Raw genomic sequence first — 22,927 nt, 5'->3', positions numbered from 1 at the left:
GAGCACCCCCCATGGCCGTACCACCGACCCGAAGGGGACGGCTCACCGCGGCACTCGTCGCGGTGACGTCCCTCGTCCTCGGCATGTGCCTCGCGACCCCGGCGCGCGCCGACCTCCAGAACCCCCGCCAGACCTACCTGCGCAACTCCGTCGCGGGACTCTTCCTGCACTGGGGCGAGCGCACCTCACCCCAGCACACCAACTGCGCCCAGTGGGAGGCCGACGTCACCAACGGCGGCTGGACGCCGACCTACTGGGTGAACGAGGCGCGGAAGCTGCACGCGCAGTACCTCGTGCTGGCCACCTTCCACAGCCGCCTCGGGTACGCCCGCCCGTGGCCGTCCTCGATCCCCGGAAGCTGCCGCACCGGCCGCGACTTCCTCGGTGAGCTGATCACCGCGGCGAGCGCGCAGAACCTGAAGGTCATCCTCTACATGACCGACGACCCGCAGTGGCACAACGAGGGGCTGAGCTCGGGAAGCTGGCTCAACTCCTCGGCGTACTCGTCCTACAAGGGCCACAGCGTCGACCTGACCACCCGCGACGGCTTCGGGGAGTTCAGCTACGACAACTTCTTCGAGGTCATGGACCGCTACCCGAACCTCGCCGGGTTCTGGATCGACAACGACAACGCGTACTGGGAGAGCCACAACCTGTACGAGCAGATCTACCAGCGGCGCCCGAACTACACGATCAGCAACAACAACGAAGACACGCCGATCATGGACATGATCAGCAACGAGCAGAAGACCGGCATGACGCCGAGCTACGACTACACGCAGGCGGTCTACACGGCGGCGCCGCGGCTGATCGAGGCCGACTTCAAGCTCCCGTCCACCGGCGCGTGGTGGTACGACGGCTCCAACCCGTCCGTCGACCGCAAGCTCACCCTCGGCCGGCTGATCTCCAACGCCGGGTCCTCGGTCAAGGCGCTCATGGCCGAGACCGCGCAGGTCAACGGGCGGTTCCCGTCGAACCAGGAGGCGTTCAACACCTTCGCCGACGGCTACCTCGACCAGATCTGGGAGTCGCTGAATGGCACCGAGGGCGGCGGCTACATGTACGGCGGCCTCAAGCCGGGCTTCTGGAACAACGGCGCCCACGGCGTGACGACGATCAGCAAGTCCGACCCCAACCTGCACTACATCCACGTCGTCACCCCGCCGACCTCCGGCAGCTCGCTGCAGGTGCGCGACAACGGCTACCGGATCACCTCGGTGACCAACCTGCGCACCGGCGCCGCGCTCGCCTTCACCCAGGCGAACGGCACGCTCACGATCAACGGCGTGTCGAGCTGGGACCCGTACGACACGGTCTTCAAGGTCACCAGCAGCGGCCGTGAGGGCGTCTACGCGGGCGTCACGGTCAGCGCCACCGCCTCGGCCTCCGGGCACGCCGCCTCGGCCGCCGGCGACGGCGACTACCTGACGTACTGGGACAGCAACAAGACCACCCCGGTCTCGCTCGACTTCGACCTGGGGTCGTCCAAGCCCGTGAAGTACATCGGCGTCAACCAGCGCGAGGACTCGGTCAGCTACGCCCGGTCCGCCACCGAGCAGTCGGCCCGCATCCGCGACTACCGGGTCTACGTGTCCAGCAATGGCACGAGCTGGGGCAGCCCGGTCAAGACCGGCACGCTGCCCAGCCACCGCGGCGTGCAGTTCGTCGACGTGTCGGCCACCACCCGGTACGTCCGGCTGGAGGTCGTCAACACCCACGCGGCCTCCACCGACACGACCCGCTACAAGCGGCTCCGCGTGGACGAGGCGTGGGTCGGCGGGAGTTACCCGGGCGGTGGCCCAGGCGGGGACACCACGCTGGTCGAGGCCGAGAACGGCACGCTGAACGGCTCGGCGGCGGTCGCGAGCTGCTCGACCTGCCTGGGCGGGGCGAAGGTGCGGTTCATCGGCAACAACGCGAACAACTACGCCACGCTCACGGTCAACGCGTCCACGGCCGGAACCAAGCAGGTCACGGTGTACGCCGAGGTCTCCGGGACCCGCTCGTTCTTCGTCAGCGTGAACGGCGGCGCCGGGGTGGAGGTGCCGGTGACCGGCACCGACTGGTACAGCCCCACCAGCGTCACCGTCCCCCTCTCCCTCACCGCCGGGGCCAACACGCTCCGCTTCTACAACAACGGCGCCAACGCGCCCGACCTGGACCGGATCACCGTCGGGTGATCCGGGGCGCGGTGCGCACGCCGGCACGTGCGCACCGCGCCCGACGCCCCCCGACCCTGGAGCTGAGCATGTTCCGACGATTGTTGATCGCGCTGACCGCCCTGTGCGCCGGCGCCACCGCGCTCGTCGCGGCGCCGTCCGCGTCGGCCTCGGACAACGGGCTGTCGATCCGGCCCGCGATGGGCTGGAGCAGCTGGAGCTTCGTCCGCAGGTGGCCCGACGAGGGCAAGATCAAGGCCCAGGCGGACGCCCTGGTGAGCAGCGGCCTCGCGAGCCACGGGTTCGTCCACGTCAACCTCGACGACTTCTGGCAGAAGTGCGACGCCAACGGCTTCGTGGTCGACTCCTACGGCCGCTGGGCCGTCGACACCGCCAAGTTCCCCTCCGGCATCAAGGCGCTGGCCGACTACGTCCACGGCAAGGGCCTGAAGTTCGGCTTCTACGTGACGCCCGGGATCGCCAAGAACGCGGTCACGGCCAACACGCCGATCCAGGGCACGTCGTACCACGCCCGGGACATCGCCGACACGACGCGCACGGAGAAGAACTACAACTGCAAGAACATGTACTACATCGACTACAGCAAGCCGGGCGCGCAGGAGTTCGTCAACTCCTGGGCGAACCAGTTCGCCTCGTGGGGGGTGGACTACCTCAAGATCGACGGCGTCGGCGGCGCGGACATCCCGGACGTCGAAGCCTGGGACCGGGCGCTGCGCCAGACCGGCCGGCCGATCAACTACGCGCTCTCCAACAACCTGCCGATCGCCGACGCCGCCACCTGGAAGCGGCTCGCCAACAGCTGGCGCACCCAGGGCGACGTCGAGTGCTACTGCGGCCCCGGCCCGAACGGCAGCGGGTACCCGCTGACCGACTGGTCGCACGTCTCCAGCAGGTTCACCTCGGCCGCGAACTGGCAGCAGTACGCCGGGCCGGGCGGCTGGAACGACCTGGACTCGCTGGAGATCGGCAACGGCGACCAGGTCGGCCTCACCGCCGACCAGCGCCGGTCGCACTTCACCCTGTGGGCGATGGCGGCCTCGCCGCTGCTGCTCGGCACCGACCTCACCGCCCTCACCTCGACCGACCTGGCGATGCTCACCAACGACCGCCTGATCGCCGTGAACCAGGACGGCGTGGCCGCCTCCCGCGTCGTCAACAGCGGCGTCAACCAGGTCTGGCGCAAGCGCGAGGCGAACGGCGACTACATCGTGGCGCTGTTCAACACCGGCACCTCGGGCAACTCGACGGTGACCGTGAGCTGGTCGCAGGTCGGCTTCAGCGGCAGCGCCGCCGTCACCGACCTGTGGTCCGGCGCGAGCGGCGGCACGGTCTCCGGCTCCTACAGCGCGACCCTGCGCCCGGGCGAGACCCGCCTGATCCGGGCGGTCCCGACCACGGGCGGCGGCTCGTCGTCCTACGAGGCGGAGAGCGGCGCCCTCAGCGGCGCCGCCGCCGTGGCGTCCTGCACGGGCTGCTCCGGCGGCCAGAAGGTCCGCTTCATCGGCAACAACACGAGCAACTACTAGACCATCACCGTCACCCCGTCCAGCGCCGGCGCCAGGACGCTGACGATCGCCGGCCTGGTCGACGGCACCCGCTCCTTCTCGGTCACCGTCAACGGGGGCCCGGCCCAGACCGCGACCCTGACCGGCACGAGCTGGAGCACCCCCGTGACGACCACCCTCCCGATAACCCTCAACGCGGGCCCCAACACCCTGAGGTTCTCCAACGACACCGCCTACGCCCCCGACCTCGACAAGATCACCATCAGCTGAACCGGCGCACCACCGGAGCCCCAGGCCGGACGCCTCCGGCCTGGGGCTCCGCCGTGGCGGGCTACGGGTGCGTCAAGCGGTCACGCGGAAGCGGCGTTCGGGGCGGCCGGTGCTGCCATATCGCGAGCGCACCTCCGCGGCGCCGATCGACACGAGGTGCTCGAGATAGCGCCGTGCGCTGACCCGGGACAGCCCGGTCCGCTCGGCGCACTCGGCGGCCGACAGACCCTCGTCGCCCACGGCGCCGAGCGCGGTGCGGACCAGGGCGGACGTCTCCGCGGTGAGCCCCTTCGGCATGACGGCGCGCGCCAGGCCGACCGGGGCGGCGAAGATGCGGTCGACGTCCTCCTGCCGGGTGTCCTCGCGTTCCGGTTCGGCGAGCGCTCCGAGCCGGCGGTGCCGCTCGGCGTAGTGATCGAGCCGCTCCCGCAGATCCTGGTAACGGAACGGCTTGATCAAATAGTGCACGACCCCGCCGCGCAGGGCCTGCTTGACCGAGTCGAAGTCCCGGGCGGCGCTGACCACGACGACGTCCACGTCCGTGGCCGGACTGGCGCGCAGCTCCTGCAGGACCGCGAGCCCGGTCATGTCGGGCAGGTAGATGTCGAGCAGCACGAGGTCCGGCCGCAGGCGTCCGACCGCCTCGATCGCCTCGGCGCCGGTGTGGGTCATGCCAGCGACGGTGAACCCCGGCGTGCGCTCGACGAAGCCCGCGTGGACCCGCGCGACCATGAAGTCGTCGTCGACGACCAGCACGCGGATCATGACGGCATCCCCGCGCCGATGGGCAGGCGGGCGACGAAGACCGCGCCGCCATCGCCCTCCAGCCGCACCTCGCCGCCGCGGCGCACACAGACCAGGCGTACGAGGGACAGGCCGATCCCCCGTTGACCGTCCGTGCCCGCGGTCTTCGTCGAGAACCCGCGCAGGAAGACGTCCGCGGCCAGCGCGGGCGACACGCCCGGCCCGGAGTCGCTGACCGTCACGATCACTTCGGCATCGTCCTCCCGGACCTCGACCTCGACCCATCCCGGTCGCGCCGTGTCCAGGGCGTCGAGCGCGTTGTCCACAAGATTGCCGACGACGGTGGCGATGTCGGCGGACAACCGCTCATCGATGTGACTCATCCGCGAGGTCGGCGCGATGCGCAACGTGACACCCTGCTCGGCGGCGAGGCTGCCCTTGGCGACGAGGAGGGCCGCGACGGCCGGATCGGCGATGCGCGACGTCACGCTGTCGGTGAGTTCGGCGTGACGAGCTGTCACCCGGTGGACATACCCGGCCACCTCGCCGTACTCGCCCAGCTCGATCAGCCCGGAAATCGTGTGCAGCCGGTTGCTGAACTCGTGCGCCTGGGCGCGCAACGTGTCCGTGGCCTGCTGCACGGCGTCGAGCTTGTGCTGCAGTGTGATCAGCTCGGTTCGGTCGCGCAAGGTCGTCACCGATCCGAGTGGGCGTCCCCGGCTGGCGATCGGCATGCGGTTGAGGATGAGGACCCGTTCACCGACCGGCACCGCCAGGTCCGACCCGCGTGCCTCGCCGGACAGGACCTCCGCGAGGGCCTTGCTCAGGCCCAGGTCGTCCAGAGCCTTCCCCATGGCGTGGGGCGACAGGTGGAGGAGGTCGATCGCCTCGTCGTTGATCAGCGTGATCCGGTTCTGCCGGTCGAGGGCGAGGACGCCCTCCTTGATGCCGTGCAGCAACGCGTCGCGATGTTCGACCAGCCCGGTGATCTCCAGCGGCTCCAGCCCCAGGGTCTGCCGCTTCACCCGGCGGGCGAGCAGCAGCGAGCCCGCCACACCGAGGGCGCTCGCGATCCCGAGGTAGGTCAGCAGGTTGGGCGCCGCCAGCCGCAGGTTGTCGAGGAGCGAGGGGAGCTCACGGCTGACCGCCACCACCCCGATGACCTCGCCGAGACCTGCCCGGGTCTCGCCGACGCCGTCGCTGATCACCGGCACCTGGGCCACGGCGCTGGTCCGCCCGCCGCGGTCGACTTCGCCGACCCACCCCCGGCTGGTTTCGAGCGGGCTGGCGGGAAGGTCAAGGGGTCGCGCGAGTTGATCGGGGTCCGCGGAGGCGAGGACGATGCCGGCGGCGTCCGTCACGACAACGGAGGTGGAGCCGGAAAGGCCGCGGTTGCTCTCCGCGACGCTGCGGATGAGGACCGTACGGTCGGTGGCCGCGGCACGCCGGACCTCACCGAGCCGGACCGAGCGCATGACCTCCAGGTCGTCGCGCACGCCACCGGTCGCGGCGACGGTTTCGGCCACCGCGAGCGCCCGGCCGCCCTCGGTCTCGCGAAACCGCGCGTCGGACTGCGCCAGAGAGATGGCGGCGACCCCCAGGAGGACGACGCACACGATCCCGATCTGCAGGGCGAGCAGTTGCCCGGCCAGGGACATCCGATAGCGCATGCCGGTCACCTCCCGCCTACCCTTCGCCGTGAACGCGAAGCCGATTCACCCCGCGACGCGAAGACGATGCACTACGACCACAAAGGCCAAAAGTAACTTTTCGCTCGCAAGCGTGACAGACATCAGCGGGCGTCCGCATCATCGCACCGTCACATCCTGAAAACATCCTTGACCTCGGAAGGAAACACGATGGGCATGCGGACATGGTCCCGCGCCGCCGCCGCCGCGGCGGTGCTGGCCCTCGGCCTCGCGATCACAGCCTGCGGGACGAGCGCCGACGACAAGACCTCCGGGGCGGACGCCGGGCCGATCACCGGCCTGCGGGTCATGGTGCCCAACAGCCCGGGCAGCGGTTACGACACGACGGCGCGGACCGCCACGAAGGCCCTGGAAGACGCGAAGCTCGCCCGCAACGTCGAGGTCTTCAACATCGCCGGCGCGGGTGGCACCGTCGGGCTGCAGCGCCTGGTCAACGAGAAGAGCAACGAAAAGCTCCTGATGCAGATGGGTCTCGGCGTCGTCGGGGCCGTCTACACCAACAAGTCGCAGGCGACGCTGCAGGAGACGACCCCGATCGCCCGCCTGATCGAGGAGTCCGAGGCCATCGTGGTGCCCAAGGGCTCGCCGTACAACACGCTGCAGGACCTGGTGGCCGCGTGGAAGGCCGACCCGGGCAAGGTGCCGGTGGGCGGCGCGTCCGCGCCCGGCGGTCCCGACCACCTGACGCCGATGCTGCTGGCGAAGGCCGTCGGCGTCGCCCCGAAGGACGTCAACTACGTCAGCTACGACGGCGGCGGCGAACTGCTGGCCGGCATCCTCGGCAAGAAGGTCGCGTTCGGCGCCACGGGTGTCGGTGAGGTCGCCGAGCAGGCCAAGGCCGGTGAGGTGAAGATCCTCGCCGTGACCAGCGCCAACCGGGCCGCGGGCGTCGAGGCGCCGACGCTCAAGGAGCAGGGCATCGACCTGGTCTTCTCCAACTGGCGCGGAATCGTGGCCTCCCCCGGCCTCTCCGACGCGCAGAAGAAGGCCCATGTCGACCTGATCACCAAATTGCACGACTCGAAGGAGTGGAAGGACGCGCTGGCGGCCAAGGGCTGGACCGACGCGTTCGCCGCGGGCGACGAGTTCGCGACGTTCCTGAAGAGCGAGAGCGACCGAGTCGCCGGGGTGCTCGGCGAGTTGGGGCTGGCGTGATCTCACGGGTCACGCGGTGGGGGAAGGGCCGCTCCGAACTCGGAATGGCCCTGTTCCTCGCCGCCCTCGGCGTATTCGTGCTCGTCGACGCGGCCGGGCTGCAGGCGGGCCTGAGCCAGCGCGGTCCGGTCGGGCCCAAGGCGGTGCCGGTCGTCGTCGGGGCACTGCTGGTGGTCACGGCGGTGCTGCTGGCCCGGGACGTGCTGCGGGGTGGCCGCGGGGAGCCGGAGGGCGGCGAGGACGTGGACCTGTCGCACCGCAGCGACTGGCGCGCCATGTTGCTGCTCTCCGCCGCCTTCCTCGCCAACATCGCGCTGATCGAGCGGGTCGGCTGGCCGATCTCCGGTGCCGTCCTCTTCTTCGGCTGCGCCTACGCGCTGGGCAGCCGCCACTTCGTGCGAGACCCGGTGATCGCCCTGGCTCTGTCGATCGGCACCTGGTACCTCTTCGCCGTGGGGCTCGGCATCGGCCTTCCGGTCGGCATCCTGAAGGGAATTTTGTAGATGGGAGCTCTCACCGAGCTCATCAGCGGCTTCGCCACCGCGCTGACGCCGACGAACCTGCTGTACGCGTTCATCGGCGTGCTGCTCGGGACCGCGATCGGTGTGTTGCCGGGCATCGGCCCGGCGATGACCATCGCCCTGCTGCTGCCGATCACGTACGGGATCGACGACCCGGTGCCGGCGTTCATCATGTTCGCCGGCATCTACTACGGCGGGATGTACGGCGGCTCGACCACGTCCATCCTGCTCAACACCCCCGGCGAGAGCGCGTCGGTGGTGACGGCCATCGAGGGCAACAAGATGGCCAAGCGCGGCCGAGCCGCCCAGGCCCTCGCCACCGCCGCCATCGGGTCCTTCGTCGCGGGCACCATCGGCACGCTGCTCGTGGCGCTGCTCGCGCCCGCCGTCGTCCGGCTGGCGGTGCAGTTGGGCGCGCCCGACCTGTTCGCCATCATGGTGTTGGCCTTCGTGGCGGTGACCTCCGTCCTCGGCTCCTCCCGGGTGCGCGGCTTCGCGTCGCTGCTGCTCGGGCTCACGATCGGGCTGATCGGCATCGACGGGGTCACCGGGCAGCAACGGCTGACCTACGGCATCCCGCAACTCGCCGACGGCATCGACGTGGTCGTCGTCGCGGTCGGGCTCTTCGCCGTGGGTGAGGCGCTGTGGGTAGCCGCGCACCTGCGCCGCAACGCCGCCGGGGTCATCCCCACCGGGCGCGCGAGGATGGGGCGCGAGGACTGGGGCCGGTCGTGGAAGCCGTGGCTGCGCGGCACCGCTGTGGGCTTCCCGTTCGGCGCGGTGCCGGCGGGCGGCGCCGAACTGCCGACCTTCCTCTCCTACGTCATGGAGAAGAGGCTCGCCAAGCGTCCCGAGGAGTTCGGGCACGGCGCCATCGAGGGCGTCGCGGGTCCGGAGGCGACCAACAACGCCTCGGCCGCGGGCGGGCTCGTCCCGCTGCTCACGCTGGGACTCCCGACCACCGCGACCGCCGCGGTGCTCCTCGCGGCGTTCGAGCAGTACGGCATCCAGCCAGGACCGCTACTGCTGGAAAACGAGCCCGAACTGGTGTGGGGCCTGCTCGCCAGCCTCTTCATCGGCAACGCGATACTGCTCGTGCTCAACCTCCCGCTGGCCCCGATGTGGGCCAAGCTCCTGCACATCCCGCGGCCCTATCTCTACGCCGGCATCCTCTTCTTCGCCAGCGTGGGCGCGTACGCGGTCAACGCCTCCACGGTGGACCTGATGGTGCTGTACGCCATCGGTCTGCTCGGGTTCGCGATGCGCCGCTTCGGCCTGCCCGTGATGCCCGCCGTCATCGGCGTCATCCTGGGGCCACGCGCCGAGGTCCAGATGCGGCGGGCGCTGCAGATCAGCGACGGCGAGATCGGCGGCCTTTTCAACACCCCGTTCGCCCTGACGGTCTACGCGATCATCGCGATCCTGGTGCTCTGGCCGCTGGCCGACCGCTTCGTCCTGCGCCGCTTCCGGCGGCCCCGGCACGAACTCCACGGCAGCGGGCCGCATGCGCTGGTCGAACTGGCCGAGGAGATCGCCGAGGAGGACCGGCCGAAGGCGACCGTGCCCGGCGGCCGTTCGGGCGCCGGCCCGGACACCGGCGGCCCGAGCGGCGAGGCGTCCAAGCTCTCCGACGATCGACACCAGAGGGAGACACCGTGACGATCGTTTCGCAGGGGTGCTCCTGAAGGAGGAGGGCCCGGTCCCCGCGGTCAAGGCGGGCCCGGTCCGATCTTGCCCGGGCCGACGACGTGGAGAGCGAGGTGGTGCGTCCGTAGACTTGTATACGACGCGCGACGATCACGCCCGTCGGAGGAGGGGCATGGACACCCGGGCCGGGGGACGAGTGTCAGGCGCCACCGTGGTCTACGGCGTGCTGCGCGACTGGATCATGAGCCACGAGCTGGCGCCGGGCACCCGCCTCAACGAGACCGAGCTGGCCGCGTCGTTGTCGGTGAGCCGGACACCGCTGCGCGAGGCGCTGCGGATGCTGCTGGCCGAGGGCCTGGTCAACCAGTTGTCGACGGGCGGGATGGTGGTCGCCCCGCTCGACGCCGAGGACATGCGCGAGCTGTACGTCGTACGCGCCGCGCTCGAAGGCATCGTCGCCCAGGAGGCGTGTGGCCGGCTGACCGATGCCGACCTCGCCGACCTCGACGCGCTCATCGACCAGATGGGGCGCCTGCTCGACTATCCCGCCGAGATGCTGCGCCTCGGCCGGCGGTTCCACGCGATCCTGCTCGCCGCCTCCGGCAACCGCCGGTGCGAGCAGTTGCTCCGCCAGCTGCGCGGTCACCTCCACCGCTATCAGACGATCACGGCGTCGATCGAGCCACGCCGGCACGAGGCGTACGCCGAGCACCGGGCGATCCTCAAGGCGCTGCACGCGCGTGACGCCGACACGGCCGAGGCGCTCATGCGCGCGCATGTGATGGCCGCGTACACACAGGGGCTGACGTCCCACCCGCTGGAGTGACCGTCAGGACTCGTACCGCTTCTCGAGCTCGTCGAACGCGGGCTTGCGCACCAGGCGCTGCCGCTCTTCCCAGCCGGCCACGTCGGCGGCGGCCTCGGACAGCGACCCGGTCGACCGCAACGTGCTGAGCACCCGCCGCATCCCGAGGACCGCGCCCTGAAGGGCGAGGTTGGCGAACAGGACGATGCGGAAGTCCCCGAGCCGGTCGACCGGAAGGGCAGGTGTCCGCCCTCCCTCCACGAGGTTGGCGACCTGCGGTACGCCGGGCAGCCGGCGCGGCACGGCCAGCAGTTCCTCGACCGACGTGGGCGCCTCGACGAACGTCACGTCCGCGCCCGCCTCGGCATACCGTGCCGCCCGGTCGATCGCGGCGTCGAAACCCTCCACCGCCCGCGCGTCGGTCCGCGCGATCACGAGCAGGTCGCGGCGGGCGTCGACGGCGGCGCGGACCTTCGCCACCATCTCGCCGACCGGCACGACCTCCTTGCCGCCGAAGTGGCCGCACCGCTTGGGATGGACCTGGTCCTCGATCTGCACCGCGTCGGCCCCGGCGCGTTCCAGCATCCGGACCGCGCGCTGTACCCCGAGCGGATTGCCGAAACCGGTGTCCGCGTCCACCACGAGGGGCAGCGCCACCGCGTCCCGGATCGCGGCGACGTGCCCCGCCAGCTCGGTCAGCGTGACCAGTCCGAGGTCGGGCGCGCCCAGGTAGGTGTTCGCGATCCCGGCCCCGGTCACGTAACACGCCTCGAAGCCGGAGTCCTCGATGACGCGGGCGGCGAGCGCGTTGGCGGCGCCGGGGCAGACCAGCGGCGGTCCCTGCGCGATCCGCCGGCGCAGCCACGCGGTGCTCATCGGGGCGGCTCCGGCGTCGGCACGACGACCTGGCCCTGCATGAGCCGCCGCGCGGTGCGCAGCAGTGCGGCGCTCGCCGGGTGGGGCCCGCCGGGGCGCTGCTCCATCACCGCGTCGGTGACGACGACGCCGGACGGATTGCCCAGCCGAACCGGCCCGTCCACAGCCGTCAACAGGTCGAACGCGACGGTGCCGGGGACGCGGCCGGCCACACCGAGGCACAGCGCGCCGGTCACCGTGACGGCCCGATGGGCCCGCCCCATCGAGAGCATCCGGACGGTGAGGTCGTGATCCGCGGCCCGGACGAGCTCACCGGCGAGCGTACGGAAGTCCTGGGCCGGCGCCACGACCGCGACCTTGGGATTCGACAGCGGCACGTCGGCGGGCGAGGCGCCCAGCCCCATGAGGACGCCTGCCGCGCGGCGTACCTGGTCGAGCAGCCGCATGGCGTCGCCGTCGGCCTCCAACTCGTCCGGGTGTTCCACCCCGAGGAGCCCGGCCTCCGGCGCGGCCACGATGACGAGCGGGTTCGCGGCGTCGACGAGCGACGCGCGCACGACGCCGCGGCCGCCGACGCGCAGTTCGTCGACCGGGCGGCCGGTCGGCAGCAGGCCGGCGGTGCGCGAGCCCGCCGGGTCCAGGAAGTCCAGGCGTACGGGCGATCCGGTGCCCGGCACCCCGGGAACGGCGAGGTCGCCGTCGACCACCGCTCGGCGGTCGCGGACCGCGAACCGGGCGTGGATGACCTTGCCGGTGTTGGTGTTGTGGATACGCACCAGCGCCTCGCCGTCGGGTCGCGGGCACAGCCCCTCGTCGACCGCGAACGGCCCGACCGCGGCCGACAGATTGCCGCAGTTGGCGCCGTAGTCCACGATCGGCGCATCGACCGCGATCTGGGCGAAGGTGTAGTCCACGTCGGCGTCCGGCCGGGTCGGCGGTGCGATGATCGCGGCCTTCGACAGTGACGAGATGCCGCCGCCCATGCCGTCGAGCTGCCGGCCGTACGGGTCGGGGCTGCCGAGCGCGCGCAGCAGCACCATGTCACGCGCGGCGGCATCGGCGGGCAGGTCGCGCTCGTGGAAGAACAGCCCCTTGCTGGTGCCACCTCGCATGAACACCGCGGGGATCAGACGCTGGGGCATGACGCCTCCGCGGCGGTTCGCGCGCTTCCGGCGAACTCGCGCCAGACGGCGGGCAGGATGCCCCCGTGGCGCAGCCGGTCGGCCTCCTCGTCGGTGTCGACCCGGCACCGCAGGAGCACCTTCGTGCTCGCGCCGTCGGCCCGGCGCACCGTGCACTCGACGGCCGCGCCGGGGGCCACGCCGCCAGCCGGCAGCCGCAGATCGAAGGTCTCCGAGCCGTCCAGCCGCAGCGATCCGGCGTCGACGCCCTCGGGGAGCTCAAGGGGCAGGATGCCCGTGCCGACGAGGTTGGACCGGTGGATGCGCTCGAAGCTGCGCGCGATCACGGCCCGTACGCCCAGCAGGGCGGGCCCCTTGGCGGCCGTGTCCCGTGAGGAGCCGCAGCCATAGTCGCGGCCGGCCACGACGACCAGCGGCACGCCGCGCCGGGCGTACTCCTGAGCGGCGTCGAACACCGTGGCCTCACGGCCTTCGGGGAAGACCCGGGTGACCGACCCCTCGGTTCCCGGCACGATCGCGTTGCGCAGCCGCGGGTTGGCGAAGGTCGCCCGCACCATGACCTCGTGGTTTCCTCGCCGGGTGCCGTAGGAGTTGAAATCCGCCGCCGCCACTTCCCTCTCGCGCAGGTAGCGGCCGGCGGCACTGTTCGCGAGGATGGCCCCGGACGGTGAGATGTCGTCGGTCGTGACCGAGTCGCCGAGGATGACCAGCGGGCGGGCGCCGACGATGTCGCGCCGCGGAGACGGATCGACCGGCAGCCCGTCGAAGTACGGCGGGCGGCGGATGTAGGTGCTCGCCGGATCCCACGGAAATCGGGCCTGCGGCGGCAGGGTCAACGCCCGCCACCGCTCGCCGCCTTCGAAGAGGTCGGCGTAGTCGGCGTCGAACATGGCCGGCAGGAGCGCCTCCCCGACCACGGCGTCCACCTCCTCCGGTGCCGGCCAGAGGTCGCGCAGGTGGACCGGCCCGCCGTCAGGATCGACGCCGAGAGGTTGCCTGGTCAGGTCGACGGCGATGGATCCGGCCAGGGCGTACGCGACGACGAGAGCGGGGGACGCGAGATAGGCGGCGCGGACGTCCGGGTGGATCCGCCCGGCGAAGTTGCGGTTGCTCGACACCACGGCGACGGCGACCAGGTCGCCTTCGGCCACGGCCGCCGACACCGAGGGGTCCAGCGGCCCGGACATGCCGTTGCAGGTCGCGCAACCGAACCCGGCGACGTGGAACCCGAGGGCGTCCAGGTCGTCCTGCAGGCCGGACCGCTCCAGCATCGACGCGACGACCCGCGAGCCCGGCGTCAGCGACGTCTTCACCCACTGCTTCGGGCGCAGCCCCCGCCGTGCGGCATTGCGGGCGACCAGTCCCGCCGTGGCCATGCCGCGCGGGTGGGAGGTGTTTGTGCAGCTGGCGATGGCGGCGATGACCACGGCGCCGTCCCGCAACTCGTGGACGTCGTTCATGGACGCCGATGCGGGGGCGCCGCGGCCGGTCTCGGCGGCGAGGTGCCGGCCGAAGGCGGCGGCGGCCTCGCCCAGGTCGATGCGGTCTTCGGGGCGGCGTGGCCCGGCGATGCTCGGCCGGACGCCGCCCAGGTCGAACGGCACGACGTGGTCATAGTCCGGGACCGCCGCGCCGGGCTCCCACCACAGGCCCATCTCGTGGGCGTACGCCTCGACGAGCGCGACCTGGTCCGGGCGGCGCCCGGTCGCGTGCAGGAACTCGACGGTGCGCCGGTCGACGGGGAAGAAGGAACTCGTGGCGCCCTGCTCCGGAGCCATGTTGGCGATGGTGCTCCGCTCGGGCGCGCCGAGCGCCTCGAGACCCGGGCCGAAGAATTCGACGAAGCAGCCGGCGACACCGACCCGCCGGAGCAGTTCGGTGACGGCGAGGGCGAGGTCGGTCGGCGTGCTGGTGTGCGGCAGGCGCCCGCGCAGCTCCACGCCGATCACCCGGGGGATGGCGAAGGTCACCGGGTGGCCCAGCATGACGGCTTCGGCCTCGATGCCGCCGACCCCCCAGCCGAGCACCCCGATGCCGTTGACCATGGGGGTGTGGCTGTCCGTGCCGAGAAGCGTGTCCGGATAGGCCAGCGGCGGCGCCTTCCCGTCGTCCTCCGTCCACACGACGCGCGCGAGCCGCTCCACGTTGATCTGATGCATGATGCCCTTGCCGGGTGGCACCACCCGGAGGTTCGCGAAGGCCCGCTCGCACCACCGCAGGAAGGTGAAACGCTCGCCGTTGCGCTCGTGCTCCAGCCGCAGGTTGACCGCTCGCGCCCCGGCACCGGCCCAGGCGTCTACCCGCAGCGAGTGGTCGATGACGAGGTCGACCGGCACGCGCGAGTCGACGGTGGCGGGGTCACCTCCGGCGTCGGCCACGGCGTCGCGCAGGGCGGCGAGGTCGGCGAGCAGCGGCACGCCGAGCAGATCCTGCAGGAGCAGGCGGGCGGGAAAGAGCGGGATCGGCGCCCCCGTACGGCGCTGAAGCACGGCGTTCACGGCCTCCGGCGATCCGCCGCGGCGCCGGGAGCACCGTACGGCTCCCTCGGCGAGAACCCGTAACGAGTAGGGAAGCGACCGCCATTCGGCGGCTCGTACGTCGAGCCCGGTGCGCCGGTACGTCCGGCCGCGCACGTCGAAGGTCTGCTCGGGGGGTGAGGTCCGCTCCGGAACGGACGTCATGGCTCTCCAACCCTTGTGCGGATCATGCTGCGCCAGTAGCTTTTCATACATGTATACAAAGATGCAAGAAATGTTCGCGTCCGGCGAGTGGGGGACGGCCGACCTGGTGGACCAGATCGGCGAGGACGTGCGCTCATGCGACGTCCAATTCGGACAGTACGGCGGCCGGCCCCGCTTCGCCGGCCTGGTCCGCACCATCCGCTGTCACGAGGACAACGCGCTGGTGAAGCAGGTGCTCGGCGAGCCGGGCCAGGGACGGGTCCTGGTCGTCGACGGTGGCGCGTCCGTCCACACGGCCCTCGTCGGCGACGTCATCGCCGGCCTCGGGGTCCAGAACGGCTGGGCCGGCCTCGTCCTTCATGGTGCGGTCCGCGACGCCCTCGCGCTCGCCGCCCTGCCGTTGGGCGTCAAGGCGTTGGGCACGAACCCGCGCAAGAGCGCAAAGACCGGCGCCGGCGAGGTCGACGTGCCGGTGAGCTTCGGCGGCGTGACCTTCTCGCCCGGCGACATGCTCTTCAGCGACGCCGACGGCATCGTGGTCGTCACGGCGTGACCACCTCTGCCGACCACAGGACGAACGCGGAGGTCGCGAGGTCGGCGTGCGCGACGGCAGGCAGGGCAGCCGAGGCGGTGACGCAACTGGATCAGGTCACGGCCGACCGGGAGCAGGAGCTCGACCCCGGCCATCCGGCCCGGCTCCGAACGCGGTATCTCCTCCCCGGCCCGGCCGCGCGATCACCCAAGGCGACCGGATGGCGAATCGCCGGGCGGAACGGGTTCCGCCCGGCGATCAGGCCCGGCCGTCCGGCGTCATATCCGCCCGGCCGGTCGGGCGTCACTCATCGGACGGTGACGCGGTCACCCTTCGGCGCCTTGACCGGCGAGTTCTTCGCGATGTAGGTCGCCAGCGCCCCCTGGTCGTCCGGTCCACCGTGGTAGACGCTGTTGCTTCCCTCCCACCTGGGGAAACCCTGCCAGCCGCCCCCCAGTATGTAGTTGGCCGCGATCTTGATCACCTGGGTGTCGGTCACCGGCGCGCCGTTCAGCGTGATCTCGGTGACCGCCCCGCCCTCCACCGTGTAGCGAAGCGAGGCCGAGGGGGTCAGCACCCAGCCCGACGGGTTCTGGTACGCCAGCAGCTTCTTGAGCCGCGCCCCGGTCATCGTGTACACGTCGATGGCGAGCCCGGCGGACTGGGTGGCCACCAGTTCCTCGTAGGTGACCGGACCCGCGTTCAGGTCCGCGTGGAACCCGTAGCTGCTGACGAGCGCGGCCTCCGCGCCGGAGATGGCCCTGACCGCGTCCAGATTGGCGTCGGCGACCAGCTCGGCCAGCGGGCCGCCGGCGGCGGTCAGCGTGACCTTCTCGGCGGTGGCGCCGAACTTCTCTCTGTCGCCCGGATCCCGCGCCTCCGCGACGCGCCACCGGCAGAAGGCGAACGAGGCGCTCACGACCCTCCGCGGCCGCGGGTCCGCCGAACTCGCCGGCACCAGCCCCAAGCCTGGCTGGTACACGTCCAACGCTGGACAGCCCCCGATCCCGCGACCCCGTGCACGCGCGAGCTCGTCTCGTGAAGGCGCCACCTGACGAATTTGGTGGCACGCAAGTAAAGTCGAGCCGTGGTGATGAAACCGCGGACGATGCCACTTCTCCGGGAACTTCTCCGGAAACGCGTCGCCACGTGATCGCGGCCGCTGTCTGACGTGTACGGCCTGTTTGCCGCGACCCGCGAGACTTTGAAGTCCACCAGACCACCCGAATCCACTTTGGCCGCTCAACGCCGTGTCCCGGGAGGAAGTGCGAGAAGTGCGGCAGCGCATTTACGGATACGCCATGGGGGTCGCCCGGCTCGGGGGGGCCGGCGAACCGAAAACGATGCCAAGCGCACCACTGTGACGGACGAGAGGACGGAGAGGCCCGATTTCGACGCCTTCCTCTCCTACACCCGGATTCCCGACGCCGTGCTCGCGGCAGCAGTCCGGGACGGACTTCACCATCTGGCCCGGCCCTGGTACCGCCTCCGCGCGATGCGCGTGTTCCGCGACGAGTCGAGCCTGGCCGCCAGTCCGGGACTAGGGCCCTCGATCGAGCGTGCCCTCCTCGCCTCCAGATACCTGATCGTGTTCGCGTCGCCGCAGGCGGCGGAATCCCCCTGGGTGAGCAGGGAGATCCGCTTCTGGCTCGACCACAAGACACCGGAGGGCATGCTCCTTGTGGTGACCGATGGCAGACTCGTCTGGGACGAGTCTCGCGGCGACTTCGACGGTGGGCGGTCGACGGCCCTCCCGCCCATCCTCCTTGGCGCTTTCCGGCACGAGCCCCTCCATGTCGACCTCACATGGGCACGCCAGGAAGCCCAGATGGACCTGCGTAACCCACGATTTCGCCAGAGCATCGTGCAGCTGGCCGCCGCCGTGCACGGGAGAGACCCCGATGAGATCGACGGCGACGACGTCCGGCAACATCGCAAGACCCGTCGGGTGGTGACCGCGGTCATCGCGGCGCTCAGCCTCCTCTTCGTCTCCACCACAGTGGCCGCGGTGATCGCGGCCGTCCGTACTGCCGAGGCACTCGACAATCTGCGAGACGCATCCGTGAGAAGACTGATCGCGGAGGCCGACCTCTTGAGGGGCAGCGACCCCGAGACGGCGCTCAGGATGGACCTCGCCGCCTACGCCCTGGCGCCTGAGGGCGGCACCGTACGCGACGAGGCGACGGGCGCGCTGACCGCCGCCACGCTGAACAGCGGGCTGCCCACGCCGATCCCGGCCCATCAGGGCCGCGTGACCGCAGTGGCCTTCGCCCCGTCCGGTGACACGGTTGCGACGGGAGGCGCGGACTCGGCCGTCCACCTGTGGGACGTCCGGGATCCGGCGATGCCCAGGCGCGTCGCCACTCTGCACGGGCACCGCGGCGATGTGACCTCGCTGACGTTCGCCGGCCGGGACTCGACCCTGGTGGCCGCGGACGAGCAGGGGCAGATCGTCATCTGGGACACGCGCGAGGCACGGCAGAAAGCCGGGCTGCGTGAGCCGGGAGCGGTCAACTCGGTGTCCTTCGGCGCACGTACCGCGATCCTGGCGGCGGGCGGCTCGGGTGGGCGGGCGACATTGTGGGATCTGCACGACCCGAAGCGACCTCGCCGCTTAGCGGTGCTCGGCGGGCGCGGCGAGACCATCTTAGCGCTCGCATTCTCACCGGACGAGAAGCTGCTGGCCACGGCCAGTGTGGACATGGCTGTGAGGCTCTGGGACCTGACCAGGCCCGAACACCCGCATCTGGCGGCAACGATCAGGCAGGAGCCCTTGATACCCAGGAAGGTGGCCTTCTCCCCGGATGGCCGGTCGCTGGCGATCACAGGTGCCCTGCGCTTGCCCGTCGGCGTCGATCCAGTCACGATCTGGGACGTCTCCGTCAAAGCCAGGCCACGTCTCGTCGGTCGGTCGGGGATGCTCACCAACTCCGTCGATCAGGTGGCCTTCAGCCCCGATGGGCAGAGAATGGTCACGGGAGGCAGCGGCGGCAGCGCGGTCGTAGTCTGGGCGGGCACCGTGCGACAGAGCGTTCTCCCCTTTCCCACCGCGGTAACGGAACTCTGCTTTGCTCCTGACGGCGGACTGCTCGCCGTTGGCGGCGACGACGGAGCGGTGCGCCTGGTCGTCCTGACCGACACCGCGGCGCCGCGCCCGCGCCTGGAGATCCCCGGCGACTGGCACCACGTCGCCGTAAGCTCCACTGGCTCCTCGCTGGCGACGAACCTCGGGGAGGAGGTACATGTGTGGGATCCGCGCCGGCTTCCACGCAAGCTCGGCATGGTGCGTCCGGACGGCTACACGGCCGCGCTGGCCCTCAACGCAGACGGCTCGCTCCTGGCCGTGGTGACGCAGGATGACGGGAACAATCTCACGTTGTGGGACGTACACGACCCCGCGGCCCCGCGGCGAGCAAGCGGCCTACCGCTCCGGGCCTCCAGGGAGCCGGCGCAGTCGTCCATCGCCTTCCATCCACACGCGAACGTGCTCGCCGTGACCGAAGAGAGCGGCACGGTGACCCTCTGGGACGTCAGCGACGTCGCACGGCCCCGGCGGCTGGCCGCGCTGCCAGGCACCCAGAGCTCCGAGGTGGTCCTCGACACGGCCGGCGGGTTGCTGGCCACGTGGGGTTCGGAAGGGCCGATGTCCTTGTGGGACGTGACCGATCCGGCCGCGCCTCGCCGCATAGATGTGCCCATCGGGAAACCCCCGCTGGCCGTGGCGTTCGGCGGGCGGGGCGCCCGGCGGCTGCTCGCGGTGAGCCTCCCCGGCAACCAGGTGGCGGTGTGGAGCCTGAGCGATCCCCGGAGGCCCACGCGTACCGCCTTGCTCTCTACGCCGAACACGGTCGACGCGCTGTCCTTCAACCCGCGCGGCGACGTCCTGGTCGTGGGCACCGAGGCCATCCGGTGGCGAAGCAGGCGCTATACCGAGCTTCCCACTGCCGTCGACCCGTGGGGGCGTGACGAGTCAGCGCTGTTCTACGTGGTCAGCGACCCCGCAACGCCGCGCCGCGTCCCGACCTTGACCGGCTCGCGCCACATGTTCCCGCCTCACCTCTTCACGCCGGACGGCCGCAGCCTGGTGACCGGCTCCTCGGACGGCCTGATGCTTTGGAACGCGGAGGCGCTGGACGGTGTGCTGGCACATCCGCGCGAGCGCGGGTGCGCCATCGCCGGCCGTGCGCTGAGCCCCGGCGAGTGGACCCAGCACGTCTCCGGCCTGGCCTACCGGTCAGGCTGTTCCCCCTCCTAGCGATCCTGACGGTGGCACCCTCGACCAGCATGAGCAGCTGCCGCCCCAGCGTCCCGGGATCGGCGGCATTGCCAGCGTGGTTCTCGCCGATGCTGGTAGCAGAAACATTCAGTGGGCTGTCTGCCAGCGAGGCCTTGACGAACTCTCGAGTGGTCAGGACGGAGAGCGCATCTGATCCGTAGCCGGGTCAACGTCGTCCAGCGGCGTCCGCGCGTGTTCGTTTGCCCAACTCCTGCCCGGCGGCGCAGGGGCTCCGCCTCCACCGGCGTCCACGGTTGGCCAGGACGTTGTTGGCAACCGCGTGCGCAAGATCGCATCGCTCCGCCGGCTCGTACGGCGAGTCGCGAAGTTGCCACCTTGGCGGTGGAGGCCGGGCTCACCTCAACCGCCGAATGCCCAGAATGCTCAGGACACAGATTCCACGGCAGCAAGGCTAACCGCCCTCAGCGCCTGCTGGCCGTTCAGCACGATGCACACTCCACCACGATGCCGCCCGTGCTGACCAGCACACTTCCACGGGCGAGAGGTCAAGAGACCGCAGGTCGAGACATAGCGAAGTGGCCTGCCGTCTCTTGGTAAGGCTGCTCTCGCGCCAGGTATGGCTACCGTTCGCAGACCACGCCGTCCCCGTCGCGGTCCTGGTACCAGTAGTACTCGGGGTCCCTGTCGCGGTAGTACGGGCCATAGCCGTTCCGGTTGGCCTCGGCGCAGGTGCTGAACCGCGGGTCGTTCCCCGACGGCGGAGGCGTCGGCTTCGGAGTGGGCTTCGGCGTCGGCTTAGGGGTCGGCTTAGGGGTCTGCTGGGGACCGCCGTCGCACCGGCCCGACCAGATCCGCAGCCGGGCGGCCTTGGCTGCGGCCTGGTCCTCCCGCAGCGGCTTGATGTACCTCGCGTTCGCCCCCACCGGGACTGCTTTGGCGTACCCGTAGCGGACCAGGTTACGGTTAACGAACGTCCCTCCGCTGTTCCAGGCGTAGAACAAGTAGCGGCCGGCGGAGTCCCGCGCCGTCTTGTCCCGAAGCAGGCGGACGGTGCTCCCGGCCGGGAGCAGCGCCGCAGTGCGCGCCGTCGCGGCCGCCGCCCAGCACTGGCCCTTGTTCGGCGCGTTCACATTCAGCAGGCGCACGCGGAGCGTCTTGCCCTTGTAGGAGACGTCCACGGTGTCCCCGTCGACCACCGCCTTCACCTTCGCGGCGACGGCCCCAGGCGGAGCGGCGGCAGCATCGGCGGGCAGCGAGGGAACGATAAGGCCGCCGGCGGCTAGGGTGCCGGCGAGTAAGAGGCGGGCGCGCAACGTAGCTCCTCGTGTGAGTGAAGTGACGCAGGAGAGACGGGGAACGAAGACTCGCGGTTGTCGCCATGTCCGGATCCGGACACCCACCGCTGTCGCCTCGCCGCGCCGGGACCTTCGAAGAACGAAAACTTGTGCTCGTAGGATGCCCGCGTGCCACGCAGAACCCGGGGTGCATAATGGCCGGCGAGACCCAGACCGCGCGCAGCTTGCCGATCCTCACGTCGCCGAGCACGGGCCGGATGGTGTGGCGGATGCAACCCTCGTGGGGCTCGCGGGTGGAGATCTCCAGGCCGCGACTTGGAGGTAGCGCCTCAGGACGTGGTCGAGGGTCGCGGCCTCCTCAGGCTCGCGCTCGGCCTCGACATCGCGCAGCAGCTTCGCGAGTGGTCTCCAGCGCCTCGACGGCTAATGATCTTGTAGAGCCGGGGCGGCCAAAGTACCACCCAAGGAACGGCAAGGCCCCAGGCCAGAAGCTATGACCTGGGGCTCAAGGGTGGAGCCGCCTAAGGGAATCGAACCCTTGACCTACGCATTACGAGTCAGGACACGACGGTCCACGGATATCTCCCGATGACCACTGCGCCCAGCTCAGACGGCATCCAGTCGCGATCAGCTTTCAAGCTCATCCACCCGTGTCCACGGACAGTGTTAGCAGTCCTGTTAGCAGGATCGGGCTCGCGCTGGCGCTCAGTCTCCCTGAATTGGTGACCCACCTGTCCCGAGCGATGAGCAGCTTCGGGACACCGGGAAGCACGCCAACTTGCTGAGCGGGGTTCCCTTACCACCCTTGCGCAGTAGCCTGACGAACTGTGCAACGGCTCGCGCTCTTCGACCTGGACGACACACTCATAGACCTACGTGGCGCGTTCCGGCTGTGGGCAGCAGAGTTTGCCGGGGATCATCGCCTTGGTCCTGACGCGGTTGACTGGCTGACAGCCCTCGACGAGCAAGACCTACCGCACCGGGAAATGTTCTTCATGAAGGTGCGCGACCACTTCGGGCTGCTCGACCCGGTCGGTGACCTGTGGGCCGCCTACCGGCGGCGCATGCCGTTCCTCGTCCGCTGTCCCACCGAGATCCTTGACGGGCTCTCCGCCCTGCGCGCTGAGGGCTGGCGCGTGGGAATCATCACCAATGGCACCGCAGACAACCAGCTCGGCAAGATCCAGCGGACCCGCCTGGCGGATGTGGTCGATGGCTGGGGCTCTGTCAGGTGTCGAGGGCATCCGAAAGCCCGATGTCGGCCTGTTCGAGATCGCCGCTCGACGATGCGGGACGTCGCTGACGGATGGCGGCTGGATGATCGGCGACCACCTCACCAAGGACATCGCTGGCGGTCGCAACGCCGACCTGCACACAGTTTGGATCAACCGCGGACCGACTGCGGACCATGAACAACAGGCAGACCACACCGTTACCCAAACAACCGAAGCGGTGCAAGTCCTGCTCAGGAACCCGCGCCTTCAAAGGCACCCGCTTTAGGGGGATGAGCTGCATCAATGCCCCGCTCAGTCCCTATTGCCCACATGATCATCCCGTGCATGTCCCACAGCGAGGCGGCGCTCATCCGCTATATACAGCCGCCCCAGCCTTCTCCTGCACGCCAAGCG

At 70.5% G+C, this 22,927-nt stretch carries 17 protein-coding genes; 9 read left to right on the top strand and 8 right to left on the bottom strand.

Features of this window, described 5'->3' with window-relative positions; all coding sequences use genetic code 11:
• Positions 1–11: 11 nt before the first annotated feature.
• Both DQ384_RS31025 and DQ384_RS31020 read left to right on the top strand, forming a co-directional pair.
• On the top strand, positions 12–2,180 hold the full coding sequence (locus tag DQ384_RS31025; protein ID WP_114032426.1) for a discoidin domain-containing protein: 2,169 nt from the start codon (positions 12–14) through the stop codon (positions 2,178–2,180).
• A 68-nt stretch (positions 2,181–2,248) separates the two neighbouring features.
• Positions 2,249–3,706, top strand: a complete 1,458-nt coding sequence (locus DQ384_RS31020) for an alpha-galactosidase (RefSeq protein WP_114032448.1) — start codon at positions 2,249–2,251, stop codon at positions 3,704–3,706.
• On the opposite strand, the gene DQ384_RS41665 is transcribed toward DQ384_RS31020, so the two are convergent.
• The 3 genes from DQ384_RS41665 to DQ384_RS31010 all read right to left on the bottom strand — a co-directional run bounded on the left by DQ384_RS41665 (position 3,703) and on the right by DQ384_RS31010 (position 6,369).
• On the bottom strand, positions 3,703–3,861 hold the full coding sequence (locus DQ384_RS41665; RefSeq protein WP_181871518.1) for a hypothetical protein: 159 nt from the start codon (positions 3,859–3,861) through the stop codon (positions 3,703–3,705). The genes DQ384_RS31020 and DQ384_RS41665 overlap by 4 nt on opposite strands.
• 166 nt (positions 3,862–4,027) lie before the next feature.
• Complete coding sequence (locus DQ384_RS31015) at positions 4,028–4,720, bottom strand: response regulator (RefSeq protein WP_114032425.1); 693 nt, start codon at positions 4,718–4,720, stop codon at positions 4,028–4,030.
• Entirely contained in the window at positions 4,717–6,369 is a 1,653-nt protein-coding gene (locus DQ384_RS31010; protein ID WP_114032447.1) for a sensor histidine kinase, read from the bottom strand. Before DQ384_RS31010 ends, DQ384_RS31015 begins: the two co-directional genes overlap by 4 nt.
• Positions 6,370–6,564: 195 nt before the next feature.
• On the opposite strand from DQ384_RS31010, the gene DQ384_RS31005 reads away from it, so the two are divergent.
• The 4 genes from DQ384_RS31005 (at position 6,565) to DQ384_RS30990 (ending at position 10,557) form a co-directional block, all read left to right on the top strand.
• A complete protein-coding gene (locus DQ384_RS31005) occupies positions 6,565–7,563 on the top strand; it encodes a Bug family tripartite tricarboxylate transporter substrate binding protein (protein ID WP_114032446.1) in 999 nt (332 codons plus the stop codon).
• Complete coding sequence (locus DQ384_RS31000) at positions 7,560–8,066, top strand: tripartite tricarboxylate transporter TctB family protein (RefSeq protein WP_220183235.1); 507 nt, start codon at positions 7,560–7,562, stop codon at positions 8,064–8,066. Before DQ384_RS31005 ends, DQ384_RS31000 begins: the two co-directional genes overlap by 4 nt.
• Positions 8,067–9,743, top strand: a complete 1,677-nt coding sequence (locus DQ384_RS30995; RefSeq protein ID WP_220183234.1) for a tripartite tricarboxylate transporter permease — start codon at positions 8,067–8,069, stop codon at positions 9,741–9,743.
• A gap of 160 nt (positions 9,744–9,903) precedes the next feature.
• Entirely contained in the window at positions 9,904–10,557 is a 654-nt protein-coding gene (locus DQ384_RS30990) for a GntR family transcriptional regulator (protein ID WP_181871517.1), read from the top strand.
• A gap of 3 nt (positions 10,558–10,560) precedes the next feature.
• Here DQ384_RS30990 and DQ384_RS30985 read toward each other — a convergent pair whose 3' ends face one another.
• From DQ384_RS30985 to acnA, 3 genes are read right to left on the bottom strand one after another with little or no spacing between them, the layout of a single operon-like run.
• Entirely contained in the window at positions 10,561–11,412 is an 852-nt protein-coding gene (locus DQ384_RS30985) for an isocitrate lyase/PEP mutase family protein (RefSeq protein WP_114032422.1), read from the bottom strand.
• Positions 11,409–12,554: a 2-methylaconitate cis-trans isomerase PrpF family protein gene (locus DQ384_RS30980; RefSeq protein WP_114032421.1), complete on the bottom strand. Its 1,146-nt coding sequence runs from the start codon at positions 12,552–12,554 to the stop codon at positions 11,409–11,411. The genes DQ384_RS30985 and DQ384_RS30980 overlap by 4 nt, the downstream gene beginning before the upstream one ends.
• Positions 12,539–15,235 carry an aconitate hydratase AcnA gene (gene acnA / locus DQ384_RS30975; RefSeq protein ID WP_114032420.1) on the bottom strand — a complete coding sequence of 899 codons (2,697 nt, stop codon included), beginning with the start codon at positions 15,233–15,235 and terminating at the stop codon, positions 12,539–12,541. Before acnA ends, DQ384_RS30980 begins: the two co-directional genes overlap by 16 nt.
• Before the next feature lie 49 nt (positions 15,236–15,284).
• Here acnA and rraA point away from each other — a divergent pair, with 49 nt between their 5' ends.
• Positions 15,285–15,788 carry a ribonuclease E activity regulator RraA gene (gene rraA, locus DQ384_RS30970; RefSeq protein ID WP_245966905.1) on the top strand — a complete coding sequence of 168 codons (504 nt, stop codon included), beginning with the start codon at positions 15,285–15,287 and terminating at the stop codon, positions 15,786–15,788.
• 286 nt (positions 15,789–16,074) lie between these two features.
• Here rraA and DQ384_RS41660 read toward each other — a convergent pair whose 3' ends face one another.
• Positions 16,075–16,686, bottom strand: coding sequence for a 5'-nucleotidase C-terminal domain-containing protein (locus DQ384_RS41660; protein WP_181871516.1), 612 nt, complete (start codon positions 16,684–16,686; stop codon positions 16,075–16,077).
• A gap of 252 nt (positions 16,687–16,938) precedes the next feature.
• Here DQ384_RS41660 and DQ384_RS30960 point away from each other — a divergent pair, with 252 nt between their 5' ends.
• Complete coding sequence (locus DQ384_RS30960) at positions 16,939–20,022, top strand: TIR domain-containing protein (RefSeq protein WP_181871515.1); 3,084 nt, start codon at positions 16,939–16,941, stop codon at positions 20,020–20,022.
• 602 nt (positions 20,023–20,624) lie between these two features.
• Here the strand turns inward: DQ384_RS30960 and DQ384_RS43800 are convergent.
• Entirely contained in the window at positions 20,625–21,200 is a 576-nt protein-coding gene (locus tag DQ384_RS43800; protein WP_147268956.1) for a thermonuclease family protein, read from the bottom strand.
• A gap of 1,251 nt (positions 21,201–22,451) precedes the next feature.
• Between DQ384_RS43800 and DQ384_RS43270 the strand changes: the two genes are divergently transcribed.
• Positions 22,452–22,799 carry an HAD family hydrolase gene (locus DQ384_RS43270; protein ID WP_342769469.1) on the top strand — a complete coding sequence of 116 codons (348 nt, stop codon included), beginning with the start codon at positions 22,452–22,454 and terminating at the stop codon, positions 22,797–22,799.
• Positions 22,800–22,927: the final 128 nt, after the last annotated feature.

It is taken from the genome of Sphaerisporangium album (assembly GCF_003323745.1).
Classification (GTDB): Bacteria; Actinomycetota; Actinomycetes; order Streptosporangiales; family Streptosporangiaceae; genus Sphaerisporangium; species Sphaerisporangium album.
The sequence above is the reverse complement of the archived record's forward strand: the minus strand, read 5'-3'. Positions and strand labels throughout refer to the sequence as shown.

Coding starts and splice junctions, on each gene's coding strand:
- DQ384_RS31025 (WP_114032426.1), top strand. CDS start 12: ATGGCCGTACCACCGACCCGAAGGGGACGGCTCACCGCGGCACTCGTC.
- DQ384_RS31020 (WP_114032448.1), top strand. CDS start 2,249: ATGTTCCGACGATTGTTGATCGCGCTGACCGCCCTGTGCGCCGGCGCC.
- DQ384_RS31015 (WP_114032425.1), bottom strand. CDS start 4,720: ATGATCCGCGTGCTGGTCGTCGACGACGACTTCATGGTCGCGCGGGTC.
- DQ384_RS31010 (WP_114032447.1), bottom strand. CDS start 6,369: ATGCGCTATCGGATGTCCCTGGCCGGGCAACTGCTCGCCCTGCAGATC.
- DQ384_RS31005 (WP_114032446.1), top strand. CDS start 6,565: ATGCGGACATGGTCCCGCGCCGCCGCCGCCGCGGCGGTGCTGGCCCTC.
- DQ384_RS30995 (WP_220183234.1), top strand. CDS start 8,067: ATGGGAGCTCTCACCGAGCTCATCAGCGGCTTCGCCACCGCGCTGACG.
- DQ384_RS30990 (WP_181871517.1), top strand. CDS start 9,904: ATGGACACCCGGGCCGGGGGACGAGTGTCAGGCGCCACCGTGGTCTAC.
- DQ384_RS30985 (WP_114032422.1), bottom strand. CDS start 11,412: ATGAGCACCGCGTGGCTGCGCCGGCGGATCGCGCAGGGACCGCCGCTG.
- DQ384_RS30980 (WP_114032421.1), bottom strand. CDS start 12,554: ATGCCCCAGCGTCTGATCCCCGCGGTGTTCATGCGAGGTGGCACCAGC.
- acnA (WP_114032420.1), bottom strand. CDS start 15,235: ATGACGTCCGTTCCGGAGCGGACCTCACCCCCCGAGCAGACCTTCGAC.
- rraA (WP_245966905.1), top strand. CDS start 15,285: ATGTATACAAAGATGCAAGAAATGTTCGCGTCCGGCGAGTGGGGGACG.
- DQ384_RS43270 (WP_342769469.1), top strand. CDS start 22,452: ATGGCACCGCAGACAACCAGCTCGGCAAGATCCAGCGGACCCGCCTGG.